This is a genomic window from Kribbella sp. NPDC104740, assembly GCF_055583505.1.
This window is the reverse complement of the sequence record NZ_JBVJNV010000006.1, coordinates 318,574-331,295: the sequence shown is the minus strand read 5'-3', so window position 1 is coordinate 331,295 and position 12,722 is coordinate 318,574. Positions and strand designations below refer to the sequence as shown.

Sequence of the window (12,722 nt, the reverse complement as noted above, 5' to 3'; positions counted from 1 at the left end):
CCGCGGGCACGGTGCCGGGGGTGCGGCCGGGCTGACTACAGTGGCCCGCATGGACAACGACGTGACCGTCGCGGACGCCCCCGAGCAGCACCGGTACGAGGCCCGCGACGCCGCCGGCGCGCTGATGGGGATCGCCACCTACCGCCGGACCAGCGAGCACATCACCTTCCTGCACACCGAGACGATGCCGGAGTTCCAGGGCCGCGGTGTCGCCGGCCGGGTCGCCAAGCAGTCGCTCGAGGACGCGCGCGCCGCGGGCCTCAAGGTGCGGCCGGCCTGCCCGTACTACATCCAGTACTTCGAGAAGCACCCCGAGTACGCCGACCTGCTGGAGTCGGAGTAGTGGCGGCGCCGGAGCTCGGCAAGCTCGACTGGCAGCCCGCGGCCGACGTACCGGAGCTGCTGGCCGAGCCGGTCCGGGCCGCGCTCGGTGCGCTGCCGGCGTACGCGGCGGCGATCGATCCCGAGCTCGCCGACACCGCCGCGTTCTGCGCCGAGTACGACGTACCGATGGCCGCGTCGGCCAACTGCGTCATCGTGCACGGCAAGCGCGCGGGTGAGTCGACGTACGCCGCGGTGATGGTGCTGGCCACGCACCGGGCCGACGTCAACGGGGTCGTCCGCAAGCACCTGGGCGTCCGGAAGATCTCGTTCGCCGCCCAGGACGACGCGGTCGGCAGCACCGGGATGCAGTACGGCGGCATCACGCCGATCGGGCTCCCGGCCGACTGGCCGGTCCTGGTCGACGAGTCGGTCACCGCGGCCGGTCTGGTCGTGATCGGCAGTGGTCTGCGCTCGTCGAAGATCCTGATCGACGGCGCCGCTCTGGCCACGCTCCCGACATCCACTGTGCTCGCGCTGTCCAGCCCGGCCGCCTGAGGCTGCCGGGTCAGGTTCCGGCGGGCCGCGACAAATCGGCGCCAGATCGCGCCCGGGGCGCTAGCATCGGAGGGTCTTGGGTGAGAGGCGGCTGCCTCCTGCCCTCGATCAGGGGACGCAGGGAGGCTGGGGAAGGCGTGATGAGGTCGTGACCGTGGCAGGCGGGGACGACGGCGGGCCGACCGCTCTGCGGATCATGCTGGGCGGGCACCTGCGCCGGATGCGGGAGACCGCGGGGATCAGCCGGGCCGACGCCGGCTGGCAGATCCGCTCCTCGGAGTCCAAGGTGAGCCGGATGGAGCTCGGCCGGGTCGGCTTCAAGGAGCGCGACGTCGCCGACCTGCTCCGGCTCTACGGGCTCAGCGACGACCGTGAGCGCGAGCGCCTGATGGAGCTGGCCCGGGCCGCGAACAACCCCGGCTGGTGGTCCCGGTACGGCGACGTGATGCCGGCCTGGTTCTCCAACTACGTCGGCCTCGAGGTCGCCGCGAAGCTGATCCGCACCTACGAGGTGCTGTTCGTTCCCGGGCTGCTGCAGACCGAGAACTACGCCCGCGCGGTGGTCCAGTTCGGCAAGGCCTACCTGCCGCAGGAGGAGATCGACCAGCGGGTCGCGCTGCGCGTCACCCGGCAGCAGATCCTCACCCGGGTGAACCCGGTCAAGCTCTGGGTGGTCATCGACGAGGCGGTCCTGCACCGCCCGGTCGGCGGCCGCGAGGTGATGTGCGAGCAGATCGAGCACCTGATCAAGCTCACCAAACTGCCCAACCTGACCCTGCAGCTGATGCCGTTCAGCAATGTCGGTTACCCCAGTGCCGGTGGAGCGTTCAGTATTCTGCGCTTCCCCGAGGGCGACCTGCCCGACGTGGTGTACATCGAGCACGCGGCCAGCGCGCTCTACCTCGACAAGGTCGAGGATCTCGACGAGTACGCCGCGATCATGGACGCGCTGAGCATCGCGGCGGCGCCGGTGAGCGAGACGCCGCGGCTGCTGCTCGAGGCGCTGGAGCGGATGCACTGATCAGAAAAGCCTCCGGGTGATCAGAATTGTGATCACCCGGAGGCTTCTGTTCGCCTGCGGTCAGGCGACCTTCAGGTCGACCTTGATGTTGCCGCGGGTCGCGTTCGAGTACGGGCAGACCTCGTGGGCCTTGGCCACGATCTCCTCGGCCACCGAGCGCTCGACGCCGGGCAGGCTGACGACCAGCGCGACCTCGAGGCCGTAGCCGGCGCCACCGTTGATCGGGCCGATGCCGACCTCGGCGGTGACGGTCGAGCCGTCGCTGTCGACGCGCGCCTTGCGGGCGACCAGCTTCAGCGCGCTGTGGAAGCAGGAGGCGAACCCGGCCGCGAACAGCTGCTCGGGGTTCGTGCCCTCGCCGTTGCCACCCATCTCCTTCGGCGGCGCGACGGTGACGTCCAGCTTGCCGTCGTCGGACGCGGTGTGCCCGTCCCGGCCGCCCTGGGCGGTCGCGCGGGCGGTGTAGATGACTTTCTCGACTGCGATGGTCATGCGGTTGATCTCCTCGTGGGGGTCAGCGAGTGGAACGGAGGTTCAGCGGGTGGGGTCGAGCAGCAGCTTGCCGACGGTCCGCCGGGCACGCATGTCCTCGTGCGCCGTCGCGACCTCGGTCAGGCCGTACTCGGCACCGACGATCGGCTTCAGCTTGCCCGCTGCGACCAGCCCGAACAGGTCCTGCAGCGAGTCGCCGAGCATCCCGGGCCGCCGGAAGCAGTCGACCAGCCAGAAACCGGCCACGGTCCGGGAGCCCTTCATCAGCCGGCCGGGGGCCAGCGCGTTGGCGGCCTCGCCGGAGGCCGCGCCGAAGGTGACCAGCCGGCCGAACGGCGCGAGCGCCTCGAACGACTCGTCGAAGGTCCGGCCGCCGACCATCTCCAGCACCACGTCGACCGGCTTGCCGCCGTTCGCCTCGAGGATGCGGTCCTTCAGGCCCTCAGGGGTGCCGTCGATGGCGACGTCCGCGCCGAGGTCCAGGGTCTGCTGCCGCTTCTCGTCCGAGGACGCGGTCGCGATCACGCGGCCGGCACCCCAGAGCTTGGCGAGCTGGATCGCGAGCGAGCCCACTCCCCCGGCGCCGGCGTGGATCAGCACGGACTCGCCCGGCTGCAGGTTCGTCGAGGTCTTCAGCAGGTGCCAGGCGCTGGTGCCCTGGACGACGAGCGCGAGCGCGTCACCGTCACTGACGCCGTCCGGGACGTCGAAGACCGACACGCCGGCGGCCACCGCCTGCTCGGCGTACCCGCCGGTGCCGACCAGGGCGACCACGCGGCGGCCGTCCGCCGTACGGCCGACGACCTCGCCGCCGGGGACCAGCGGCAGCTTCGCCTTGGTCAGGTAGCTGTTCTCGACCTGGTGGGTGTCGGCGTAGTTGATGCCGGCCCGGTCGACGGTGATCAGCACCTGGCCCTCGGCGGGCACCGGTGCCTCGACCTCGGCCACCTTCAGGACCTCCGGACCGCCGAACTCGGTGATCTGCACTGCACGCACGCCTGACACTTCCTCTCGGTTGGTCTCCTTACACTGTACAGTACAGCGTATGGCAACTCGGACTCCCCGCAATACGCTGAACCCCGAGCTGATCGTCACCACGGCCCTGGAGCTGATGGAGGGCCGCGGTCTCGACAGTTTCAGCCTGCGCGCGCTGGGCAGTGAACTGGGTGTCGGCCCGATGGCGATCTACACCTACTTCCGCAACAAGGACGAGTTGTACGACGCCGTCCGCGACCACCTGATGGGCCTGCTCCCCCCGGTCCCGCCGGGTGCGGCCTGGCCGGACCAGGTCCGCGCGGTCTGCCGCGGGCTGCGCCGGCTGATGCTCCAACATCCTTGCCTGGCGCAACTACTTGCCGGGCGGCCGCTGAGCGGGCACGAGACGGCCCGGGTCGCCGAGGGGCTGCTCGGCGTACTGCGGTCGGCGGGGTTCGACAAGGAGACCGCGGCGCGGACGCACACGACGCTGTTCACCTACGTGCTCGGCGCGACGTCGTGGGAGATCCAGATGGCCTCCGAGCAGCGCGACCCCGAGGGCCTGCGCCGGCTGCGGACGACGATGGAGTCGTTGTCGGCGACGGAGTTCCCGACCGTGGTCGAGCTCGCGCCGGAGCTGGCCCGGACCACCGGCGGCGAGGAGCAGTTCGACTACGGCCTCGACCTGCTGATCAGCGGCCTCAGAACAGCATCGTGACGATCGCGACGACGCCGATCAGCACGATCAGGCAGCGCAGCGCGACCGGCGGCAGCTTGCGGCCGTAGCGGGCGCCGACGAAACCACCGATCGTCGACCCGACCGCGATCAGCCCCGCGGCCAGCCAGTCGACGTCCGCGACGATCACGAACAGGATCGCCGCGACCGTGTTCACGAAGGTGGCCAGCACGTTCTTCAGCGCGTTCATCCGCTGCAGGTTCGCGTCCAGGCCGAGGCCGAGGATCGCCATCAGCAGCACCCCCTGCGCGGCGCCGAAGTAGCCGCCGTACACGCCGGTGAGGAAGACCGCCGGGATCACCCACCAGGCGCCGCGGTGGGTGTGGGTCGGCACGCTGATCCACTTCGACAGCCACGGCTGGAACGCGACCAGCACACAACCGAGCAGGATCAGCACCGGTACGACGGCGTGGAACGCCGAGTCCGGGAGCGTCAGCAGCAGGACCGCGCCGACCACACCGCCGATCAGCGACGCGGGGACCAGCCGGATCATCCGGCCGCGCTGCCCCTCGAGCTCGCGCCGGTAGCCGATCGCGCCGGCCGCCGTACCGGGTGAGAGACCGACACTGTTGCTCACGTTGGCCAGCACCGGAGGAATGCCGACAGCCAGCAGGGCGGGGAACGTCAGCAACGTGCCCGACCCCACCACGGCGTTGATCGTGCCCGCGCCTACCCCCGCCACCAGGACGAACAGCGCCTCGAACCATGTCATCGTTGCAAAACTCTACGCACCGTCAACGACTTGGTCCGCACGAGTCCAGTCGTTGAGCCTTCAGGTGTTGCGGAGAACACACCGGCCCGGACCCCACCGCTGGGTGGGAACCGGGCCGGAATGTCTTGTCTGCAAGGGGAAACTACTGCGCCGCGGGCGGCGGGGGGACCGTGTCCTGCGGCGGGGTGGTCGCCGCCGGCTGCTGCGAGCGGGAGCTGACCGCGGCCTTCTGCGCGGCCTCGATCGCCTCCTGCACCGCGTTGTCGGCCTCGGCGACCGCGGCGTCCGGCGTACTGGTCAGCTCCTGGGCCGGAGCGGCCTGCTCCACCTCGTGCGGCTCCGGGAACGGGCCTTCGGCCTTCTGCGGGATGCCCGCGATCTGGCCGACCGCGCTGCCCAGACCCTCCATCGCCTTGCCGATCTCGCTGGGGATGATCCACAGCTTGTTCGAGTCGCCCTGGGCGATCGACGGCAGCATCTGCAGGTACTGGTAGGCGAGCAGACCCTGGTCGGGCTTGCCGGCGTGGATCGCGTTGAAGACCGTGGTGATGGCCTGGGCCTCACCCTGGGCCTTCAGGATCCGCGCCTCCCGCTCGGCCTGCGCGCGCAGGATCCGGGACTCGCGGTCACCCTGCGCGGTGAGGATCGCGGACTGCTTCTGGCCCTCGGCCGACAGCACGGCGGACTGCCGCATACCCTCGGCGGTCAGGATCGCCGCGCGCTTGTCGCGGTCGGCGCGCATCTGCTTCTCCATCGAGTCCTGGATCGACGGCGGCGGGTCGATCGAGCGGAGCTCGACCCGGTTCACCCGGATGCCCCACTTGCCGGTCGCCTCGTCCAGCACGTACCGCAGCTTCTCGTTGATCTCCTCGCGGCTGGTCAGCGTCTGCTCCAGGTCCATGCCACCGATGATGTTGCGCAGCGTGGTCATGGTGAGCTGCTCGATCGCCTGGATGTAGTTCGAGATCTCGTACGTCGCCCGCACCGGGTCGTTGACCTGGAAGTAGATGACGGAGTCGATCGACACCATCAGGTTGTCCTCGGTGATGACGCCCTGCGGCGGGAACGCGACGACCTGCTCGCGCATGTCGATCGTGTACCGGACCTTGTCGACGAACGGGGTCAGCAGGTTCAGGCCGGGCTGCAGGCCCACCTTGAACTTCCCGAACCGTTCCACGATGCCCACGGTCTGCTGCTGCACGACCCGGACGGACTTGATCAGCGTGACGACCACCAGTAGAGCTACCAGCGCCAGCACGATGAGGAACGCTTCCACGTGACCCTCCACTCCAACGAAACAGGATCGACAGTCTTTCGTACAGACGGGCCACTGCCCAGCCCGGTTCCCTCACGATCCGGAGTCGCTCGGGACAACTTCCGTCGCGCTCGGTCAGCGCGGCGGATCGGAGTCCGGCTTGCCGTCGGTGGCCTGCGCGTCGGGCTCGATCTGCTCGTGCTCGTGGTGGCCGAGCGGCAGGCCGACCGGGTAGACCACGGCGGTCGCGCCGTCGATCTGCATCACCTCGACGCGGGTGCCCGGCGCGATCGTGGTCAGGTCGTCGAACGGCCGCGCGGTCCACAGCTCACCGCCGAGCTTGATCGAGCCGAGACTGTCCGGGTGGATCTCCTTGACCACCACGCCGGTCTTGCCGATCACGTGCTGGGAGCCGGTCTTCATCTCCACGCCGTGATGGATCTTGCGCACCAGCAACGGGCGGATGGCGCCGAGCATCGCGCCGGCCGCGATCAGGCCGAGGACGATCTGCAGCCAGAGCAGGCCCGGGAACAGCGCCGCGCCACCGGCCGCGACGAGCGCGCCGCCGGCCAGCATCAGCAGCGTGAAGTCGAGTGTGGCCAGCTCCGCCAGACCGAGCACGGCGGCGATCCCGAGCCAGACGGCCCAGAGGTGTTCCTGCAGCCAATCCATCATCTGCCAACCCTATCCGCGAACGGGACCTTCGGCAGGTCCACCAACCGTCGGACGCACCCCGAAGCCCTCAGGATTCCTGAGTACCGTGCTCGTACTCCGACAGTACCGCGCGCCGCGGACAGGCCGGCGGAACGCGCGTGGATTTGCCGCCTCAGAAAGCGCGCGCGGTGTACCGGCCGTCGATGTGCTGCAGGGTCAGGGCCAGGTCGAAGGTCTCGCTGAGGGTCTCCGCGGTCAGTGCCTGCTCGATCGGGCCGGCGCTCACGACCCGGCCCTCCTTCAGCAGCAGGGCGTGCGTGAACCCCGGCGGGATCTCCTCGACGTGGTGCGTGACCAGCACCATCGCGGGCGCGCCCTCGGCCGTCGCGATCGAGCTCAGCGACCGCACCAACTGTTCGCGACCCGTAAGGTCGAGCCCGGCCGCCGGTTCGTCGAGCAGCATCAGCTCCGGGTCCGTCATCAACGCGCGCGCGATCTGCACCCGCTTCCGCTCCCCCTCGGACAGCGTCCCGAAGGTGCGGTCGGCCAGGTGCCCGATGCCCAGCTCGGTCAGCAGCTCCTTGGCCCGCTGGTGGTCGACCTCGTCGTACTCCTCGCGCCACCGCCCGACCACGGCGTACGACGCGGAGACGACGACGTCGGAGACCCGCTCGGCCCGCGGCAGCTTGTCGGCGAGCGCCGCGCTGGTCAGCCCGATCCGGGGCCGCAGCTCGAACACGTCGACGGTGCCGACGACCTCGCCGAGCAGCCCGACGATGCCGGACGACGGATGCAGCTGCGCGGCCAGCACCTGCAGCAGCGTGGTCTTGCCGGCGCCGTTCGGCCCGATCACCACCCAGCGGTCGGCCTCGTCCACGGTCCAGTCGACGCCGTCCAGCAACCGCGACTCGCCCCGCACCACCGAGATCCCCGCCAGCTCCACCACTGCAGTCATGAGGCAAAACCTACGGGGTGCCCGGTCGTGGTCGGCGAGGACCCTGCCGGTCGGTCCGGCCTGCTGGCGATGTGAGGTGCGGTGAAAGCCAGGGTGCACGGGTGGAGCCGGGTGGCGGTGGGGGTGAAGTGTCGGGCGGACGGGCGGCGGTGGGAGACTGCTGGGCGTGCTGACCACTGCCGCCTCGGTGCGTTTCACCGTGTGGACGAACGCGATGCTCGCCGGGACCTGCGACCCGGACACCGCCGCGCACCGGATCCTCGGCGACGACGTCGGGCACCACGTCGCCGGACTCGAAGCGCATCCCGAGCCCGCGACGTTGCCGGTGGCGCTCAATCTGCTGCGCGCCGCGGGGGCGCGCGAGGCCTACCTCGCGCTGCCTGTCCCCGGCGATCCGATCGGGCTCGCCGGGCCGCCGGCGTTCAACGAGACCGCGCTGGAAGCCGGCGAGGCCGTCGTGCTCTCGGGTGCGGGGATCGGCCTGATCCCGGCGTACGTCGGGCCGGCCGTGCAGTGGTCGGTGCTGCCCGCGCAGGCTCCCCCACCGGCGGATCTCGGCGAGGCCGACCGCGGGCTGCGCGCGGCGCTGATCGAGGCCGCCGAGTCGCTGGCCGCGCTCGACATCGCGCGCTGGAAGCCGGAGATCGCGGACGCGCTGATCGACATCCGCAAGATCGGCCAGGGCAAGGGCGACGACCTCGCTCCCGGGTACGACGCCCGCGCGGTGAAGGCGGCGGCAACAGCCCGGCGCTGTTTGGCGATCGCCGACGCCGCTTTGGAGGACGACGGAGCTGCAGTGACCGGAGCTGAAGCAGACGCGCGGCGTCGCGCACTCACCGAGCTGGCGGCTTCCGCACGACGTGCGCTGGTCGCCGCCTGCGGACCGTTCGCCGGGCAGTAGACCGCCCGCGCGGCAGCCGTCAGAACGTCGCGATCGGGTTGACCGGGCTGCCCGACGTACCGGCGAAGCGAATCGGTGCGACCGCGAGCTGGAAGTCCCACTGGCCGAGCTCGGCCGCCGTCTCCGCGCAGGCTTCGAGGTCGCAGTTGTCGAGCAGCCACAGGCCCATCGCGACCAAGCTGACCGCGTGCACCGGCATCAGCACGCCGTCGTACCCGGACGGCTGCACGTCCTGCGGCGTGTCGGCGCCGATCAGCGCGACGCCGCGCTCGTGCAACCACGGCAGGCACGACGCGTGCCAGCCGGCCTGGACGATGCTCGGAACCGGCCCGGCCTCGTGCCGCGCCCGGCCGTACCCGGTCCGCAGGAGAACAGCGTCGCCGGGTTGCACCCGCACGCCCTGACGGCGCTCGGCCTCCTCGAGATCCTCGGGGTACACGCCCTCCCCCGGCTGCAGCCACGGCACCTCGCGGACCTTCGCGACGTCCAGCAGCACGCCCCGCGTGACGATCCCGTCAGCCGCCGCCGTCACGGCCGCCCACGCGGATCCGGTCTCGGCGCCGACCAACTCGTGCGACCGCCCGTTGTACATCTGCCCGTCCCAGAACAGATGGCAGGGCGAGTCGACGTGCGTGATCGTGTTGCCGTGGAAGAAGATGCCGAGCCGCTCGTTGGAGAAGCCCCAGCGCCGGTCGTTGTGGAACAGGGCCGGCATGTTCTCCGCGCCCGGCATCTCGGCCGCACACGGGCACGACGTCGTCGCCCGCTCCAGCTCCGCCGGTACGGCGACCTCCCACCCGCACGACACGCTCCGCCCGTGCCGCACCGCCCGCGCGGCCGCCAGGCGGACCTCGTCGGTGACCAGGTTGAGCGTGCCGCGCTCGTCATCGGCACCCCACCGTCCCCAGTTCGACAGCGTGTCGAAGTACCCGAGGACGTCGTCCTGCGTGGGCAGCGGTCGTTCTGGCATCGTCAGAGCACCTCCGGTCGTGCGGGTCGGCCCGCCGACAGTACCGCCGGACCGGCCGACTGCGGCGGCACCGGAATGTGGACCGGGCGTCCACGGATTGGCGCGGCTCGGATAGGTTTCTGTTGCGATGACAGCACAGCCTGAGCACGAGACGCCCCCGCTGGACCGACCGACCCTGCTGGTCACGTTGACCGGCGCGGACCGGCCCGGGTTGACGTCGGCGGTGCTGTCGACGATCGCGACCCGCGGGCTCGAGGTGATCGACGCCGAGCAGGTCGTGCTGCGCGGGCGGCTGGTGCTCGGCGTACTGCTGTCGGCACCGCGCGACCACAAGCAGCTGAAGAAGGAGCTCAAGGAGCTCGCCGAGCAGCTCGACGTCGAGATCGACGTGAAGAAGGGTGTCGGCGACAACGAACCGCGCCGCAAGGGCCGGACCCAGGTGACCGTGATCGGGGCGCCGCTGACCTCGCAGGGCTTCGCGGCGATCGCCGGCCGGATCGCCGACACCGGCGCGAACATCGACCGGATCAGCCGGATGGCGCGGTACCCGGTGACCGCCGTCGAGATCGCGGTCTCCGGTGCCGACACCGACGCGCTGCGCACCGTGCTCGCGCTCGAAGGCGTCCGGCAGGGGCTCGACGTCGCTGTCCAGGCCGGTGGGCTGTACCGCCGCGCGAAGCGGCTGATCGTGATGGACGTCGACTCGACCCTGATCCAGGGCGAGGTGATCGAGATGCTCGCCGCACACGCCGGGCGCGAGGCGGAGGTCGCCGAGGTCACCGAGCGGGCGATGCGCGGCGAGCTGGAGTTCGCCGAGTCGCTGCACCACCGGGTGGCGGCGCTCGAAGGGCTGCCGGCGTCGACACTGGACGAGGTGTACGCCGCGATCCAGCTCGCGCCGGGCGCGCGGACGCTGGTCCGGACGCTGAAGCGGCTCGGGTACCAGTTCGCGATCGTCAGCGGCGGGTTCAGCCAGATCACCGACAAGATCGCGGCCGACCTCGGCATCGACTACTCGGCCGCGAACGAGCTGGAGATCGTCGACGGCAAGCTCACCGGCAAGGTGATCGGCCAGGTCGTCGACCGGCCGGGCAAGGCGGTCGCGCTGCGCCGGTTCGCGGAGTCGTCGCGGACGCCGCTGTCGCAGACCGTCGCGATCGGCGACGGCGCCAACGACCTCGACATGCTCGCGGCCGCCGGGCTCGGCGTGGCGTTCAACGCGAAGCCGGTGGTCCGCGCTGCGGCCGACACGCACCTGAGCGTGCCGTACCTCGACACGATCCTCTACCTGCTCGGCATCTCCCGCGAGGAAGTCGAAGCCGCCGACAACCTCAGCTGAGGTCGAGCTTCCCGGTCTTCGCCGCGGGCGGCGCGACGATCGGCAGCTTCCCGCCGAAGTGCGTGAACGTCGCCTGGACGGCGGTGTTGCCGTCCTTGGTGTCGGCGAGCACGTAGTTCATCTGCCGCGGCCGGTTCTGCTCGTCGACGAGGATCGACAGACTCAGCTGCGCCGGGAGCGTCTTCGCGTCCGTCCGGTCGACGTACACACCGAACGCACCGGCCGCCGCGGCCTTCCTCACGTCGATGACGAGCTGGTACTCGCGCACCGGCGCACCACCCATCGGCTGCACCAGCCCGGGCTTGAACGACGTCGCGTACGCCGTACCGCCGATCAGCTGGTGGAACATCGCGTCGTTCAGGTCCTGCACGACGATCAGCGCCGCGGCCAGCACCTCCGGGTCCTTCTTCGTCAGGTCGAGCTTCACCCACGGCTTCGCCGGGTTCCCGGTCAGCTCGTCGTTCTCCATGTAGAGCACCTTGCCGATCCGCCGCACCGGCAGCCCGTCCTCGACGGTCACCGCGGCATCGGTCGCCGACCCCGCGAGCCGTACGTCGGTAGTCGCCGTCCAGACCGTGCCCTCCGGCCCGCCGTTCAGCACCGCGGACATACGGAACGTGCCCGCCTTCTTCAACGCCGCCAGCACCTTCGGCGCGAACGTCTCCTTGGTCAACTCGACCACCGCAGGCGTCGGCGTCGGCGTCGGCGTCACCACGACCGGCGCGGCCGCGGGCGCCTCCTTCCCCGCCCCACACCCGACCGGTACGACGAACAACGCGAGCACCAGCGCGCGGGACAGCAGGCGGTTCACTTCAGCACTCCGATCTCCGCGGCCGCCGGTGAGTTCGGCGGCGCACAGGAGATGGTGACACGACAACGACCCGGGGACCTACTCGAGCGGTTGCAACAAGCTGCAACCGGTCAGGTGGTCGGTGGGGTGGCGATCCGGGAGGGGGGCGGTGGGGTGAGGGTGAGTTTCTGGCCGAAGCGGCTGAAGGTCGCGAGGACCTGGGAGCGGCCCTGGGTGAAGCGGAGCTGGACCGGGAGGCAGTGGGCGTCGACGGCGATCCGCAGGGTCATTGCTTCGGGCAACGACGGGAGGTCGGCGGTGGTCAGGTAGCCGCCGAGGGCGTCGGCGGCGGTCGCCCGGGCCAGGTCGATGGTGACGACGTACTCCTGGGCCGGGGCGCCGTTGACGGTGATCCGGTCGGCGCGCTGGAAGGTCGTCGCGTGCGCGGCGCCGCCGATCAGGGCGTGCACCTGGGCGGCCCGGGCGAGCCGGTCGGCGGAGCGGGACGACTCGCCGCCGGGCGCCAGCTCGGACCACGGGCGGGACTTGTCGCCGGTGAGCTCGGCGTCCTTCAGGTACAGCGTGCTGCCGACCTTCACGACCTTGCGGCCGCCGCCGGCCGCGATCAGGCCGGCGTGGTCGCCCTTGATCCGCAGGTCGGCGGTGACGACGGCGTCGTCCTTGCCGGGTGTCGTCGTGCGGCTGACGACCCGGAAGGTGTTCTTCTCGGCCAGCCGGGTCAGCAGCTCCGACGACAGGTTCGCGGGCGAGAGTTGGTCGTCCCCCGGCACCTTCGGCGTCGGCGTACCGGACGATCGGCCGGACGTCGTGTCGGCCGCCGACGGGCTCTCGGTCGCGGCGGATCCCGCCGTCGAGGTCGCGCCGCACGCGACCACGGCCAGCGTGGCGACCAGGGCTGCGGCGACGGCTCCGAGGCCGGCTCTCGCGATGCGCACTGCGATTCTCCTCGTTGCGGGGATCGCGTGTTCAGCCCGACCCGGTTCGGGTCACATCGTGACAGATCCGGCGGTCGCCGGGAACAC

Annotated in this window: 15 protein-coding genes; 6 read left to right on the top strand and 9 right to left on the bottom strand. The window is 70.9% G+C overall.

Annotation, left to right across the window (positions count from 1 at the left end; translation table 11 throughout):
* Positions 1 to 49 precede the first annotated feature (49 nt).
* The 3 genes from ACZ6Z4_RS29605 to ACZ6Z4_RS29595 all read left to right on the top strand — a co-directional run bounded on the left by ACZ6Z4_RS29605 (position 50) and on the right by ACZ6Z4_RS29595 (position 1,900).
* Complete coding sequence (locus ACZ6Z4_RS29605; RefSeq protein ID WP_465571233.1) at positions 50 to 343, top strand: GNAT family N-acetyltransferase; 294 nt, start codon at positions 50 to 52, stop codon at positions 341 to 343.
* Entirely contained in the window at positions 343 to 879 is a 537-nt protein-coding gene (locus ACZ6Z4_RS29600; RefSeq protein WP_465571230.1) for a YbaK/EbsC family protein, read from the top strand. Before ACZ6Z4_RS29605 ends, ACZ6Z4_RS29600 begins: the two co-directional genes overlap by 1 nt.
* Before the next feature lie 196 nt (positions 880 to 1,075).
* Positions 1,076 to 1,900, top strand: coding sequence for a helix-turn-helix domain-containing protein (locus ACZ6Z4_RS29595; protein WP_465571843.1), 825 nt, complete (start codon positions 1,076 to 1,078; stop codon positions 1,898 to 1,900).
* A 60-nt stretch (positions 1,901 to 1,960) separates the two neighbouring features.
* On the opposite strand, the gene ACZ6Z4_RS29590 is transcribed toward ACZ6Z4_RS29595, so the two are convergent.
* Together ACZ6Z4_RS29590 and ACZ6Z4_RS29585 are read right to left on the bottom strand one after the other, a co-directional pair.
* Positions 1,961 to 2,392 (bottom strand): organic hydroperoxide resistance protein, encoded by a 432-nt coding sequence (locus ACZ6Z4_RS29590; protein WP_465571227.1) that lies wholly within the window; start codon positions 2,390 to 2,392, stop codon positions 1,961 to 1,963.
* 42 nt (positions 2,393 to 2,434) lie between these two features.
* Positions 2,435 to 3,388 (bottom strand): quinone oxidoreductase family protein, encoded by a 954-nt coding sequence (locus ACZ6Z4_RS29585; RefSeq protein WP_465571224.1) that lies wholly within the window; start codon positions 3,386 to 3,388, stop codon positions 2,435 to 2,437.
* A gap of 49 nt (positions 3,389 to 3,437) precedes the next feature.
* Between ACZ6Z4_RS29585 and ACZ6Z4_RS29580 the strand changes: the two genes are divergently transcribed.
* Positions 3,438 to 4,085 (top strand): TetR/AcrR family transcriptional regulator, encoded by a 648-nt coding sequence (locus tag ACZ6Z4_RS29580; protein WP_465571219.1) that lies wholly within the window; start codon positions 3,438 to 3,440, stop codon positions 4,083 to 4,085.
* On the opposite strand, the gene ACZ6Z4_RS29575 is transcribed toward ACZ6Z4_RS29580, so the two are convergent.
* The 4 genes from ACZ6Z4_RS29575 to ACZ6Z4_RS29560 all read right to left on the bottom strand — a co-directional run bounded on the left by ACZ6Z4_RS29575 (position 4,069) and on the right by ACZ6Z4_RS29560 (position 7,679).
* Complete coding sequence (locus ACZ6Z4_RS29575) at positions 4,069 to 4,815, bottom strand: sulfite exporter TauE/SafE family protein (protein WP_465571216.1); 747 nt, start codon at positions 4,813 to 4,815, stop codon at positions 4,069 to 4,071. The genes ACZ6Z4_RS29580 and ACZ6Z4_RS29575 overlap by 17 nt on opposite strands.
* A gap of 142 nt (positions 4,816 to 4,957) precedes the next feature.
* Positions 4,958 to 6,091, bottom strand: a complete 1,134-nt coding sequence (locus ACZ6Z4_RS29570) for an SPFH domain-containing protein (protein WP_465571213.1) — start codon at positions 6,089 to 6,091, stop codon at positions 4,958 to 4,960.
* 114 nt (positions 6,092 to 6,205) lie between these two features.
* Positions 6,206 to 6,745: an NfeD family protein gene (locus ACZ6Z4_RS29565; protein WP_465571210.1), complete on the bottom strand. Its 540-nt coding sequence runs from the start codon at positions 6,743 to 6,745 to the stop codon at positions 6,206 to 6,208.
* 151 nt (positions 6,746 to 6,896) lie between these two features.
* Entirely contained in the window at positions 6,897 to 7,679 is a 783-nt protein-coding gene (locus tag ACZ6Z4_RS29560) for an ABC transporter ATP-binding protein (protein ID WP_465571207.1), read from the bottom strand.
* A gap of 166 nt (positions 7,680 to 7,845) precedes the next feature.
* Here ACZ6Z4_RS29560 and ACZ6Z4_RS29555 point away from each other — a divergent pair, with 166 nt between their 5' ends.
* Positions 7,846 to 8,580 (top strand): hypothetical protein, encoded by a 735-nt coding sequence (locus ACZ6Z4_RS29555; protein WP_465571201.1) that lies wholly within the window; start codon positions 7,846 to 7,848, stop codon positions 8,578 to 8,580.
* A 19-nt stretch (positions 8,581 to 8,599) separates the two neighbouring features.
* Here the strand turns inward: ACZ6Z4_RS29555 and ACZ6Z4_RS29550 are convergent, their stop codons facing one another.
* Positions 8,600 to 9,550: a cyclase family protein gene (locus ACZ6Z4_RS29550; RefSeq protein WP_465571198.1), complete on the bottom strand. Its 951-nt coding sequence runs from the start codon at positions 9,548 to 9,550 to the stop codon at positions 8,600 to 8,602.
* A 127-nt stretch (positions 9,551 to 9,677) separates the two neighbouring features.
* On the opposite strand from ACZ6Z4_RS29550, the gene serB reads away from it, so the two are divergent.
* On the top strand, positions 9,678 to 10,889 hold the full coding sequence (gene serB, locus ACZ6Z4_RS29545; RefSeq protein WP_465571194.1) for a phosphoserine phosphatase SerB: 1,212 nt from the start codon (positions 9,678 to 9,680) through the stop codon (positions 10,887 to 10,889).
* On the opposite strand, the gene ACZ6Z4_RS29540 is transcribed toward serB, so the two are convergent.
* Positions 10,882 to 11,700 carry a hypothetical protein gene (locus tag ACZ6Z4_RS29540; RefSeq protein ID WP_465571190.1) on the bottom strand — a complete coding sequence of 273 codons (819 nt, stop codon included), beginning with the start codon at positions 11,698 to 11,700 and terminating at the stop codon, positions 10,882 to 10,884. The two genes, serB and ACZ6Z4_RS29540, sit on opposite strands and share 8 nt — an antisense overlap.
* A gap of 110 nt (positions 11,701 to 11,810) precedes the next feature.
* On the bottom strand, positions 11,811 to 12,635 hold the full coding sequence (locus ACZ6Z4_RS29535; protein WP_465571187.1) for a hypothetical protein: 825 nt from the start codon (positions 12,633 to 12,635) through the stop codon (positions 11,811 to 11,813).
* Positions 12,636 to 12,722: the final 87 nt, after the last annotated feature.

Coding starts and splice junctions, on each gene's coding strand:
- ACZ6Z4_RS29605 (WP_465571233.1), top strand. CDS start 50: ATGGACAACGACGTGACCGTCGCGGACGCCCCCGAGCAGCACCGGTAC.
- ACZ6Z4_RS29595 (WP_465571843.1), top strand. CDS start 1,076: ATGCTGGGCGGGCACCTGCGCCGGATGCGGGAGACCGCGGGGATCAGC.
- ACZ6Z4_RS29590 (WP_465571227.1), bottom strand. CDS start 2,392: ATGACCATCGCAGTCGAGAAAGTCATCTACACCGCCCGCGCGACCGCC.
- ACZ6Z4_RS29580 (WP_465571219.1), top strand. CDS start 3,438: ATGGCAACTCGGACTCCCCGCAATACGCTGAACCCCGAGCTGATCGTC.
- ACZ6Z4_RS29575 (WP_465571216.1), bottom strand. CDS start 4,815: ATGACATGGTTCGAGGCGCTGTTCGTCCTGGTGGCGGGGGTAGGCGCG.
- ACZ6Z4_RS29565 (WP_465571210.1), bottom strand. CDS start 6,745: ATGATGGATTGGCTGCAGGAACACCTCTGGGCCGTCTGGCTCGGGATC.
- ACZ6Z4_RS29560 (WP_465571207.1), bottom strand. CDS start 7,679: ATGACTGCAGTGGTGGAGCTGGCGGGGATCTCGGTGGTGCGGGGCGAG.
- ACZ6Z4_RS29550 (WP_465571198.1), bottom strand. CDS start 9,550: ATGCCAGAACGACCGCTGCCCACGCAGGACGACGTCCTCGGGTACTTC.
- serB (WP_465571194.1), top strand. CDS start 9,678: ATGACAGCACAGCCTGAGCACGAGACGCCCCCGCTGGACCGACCGACC.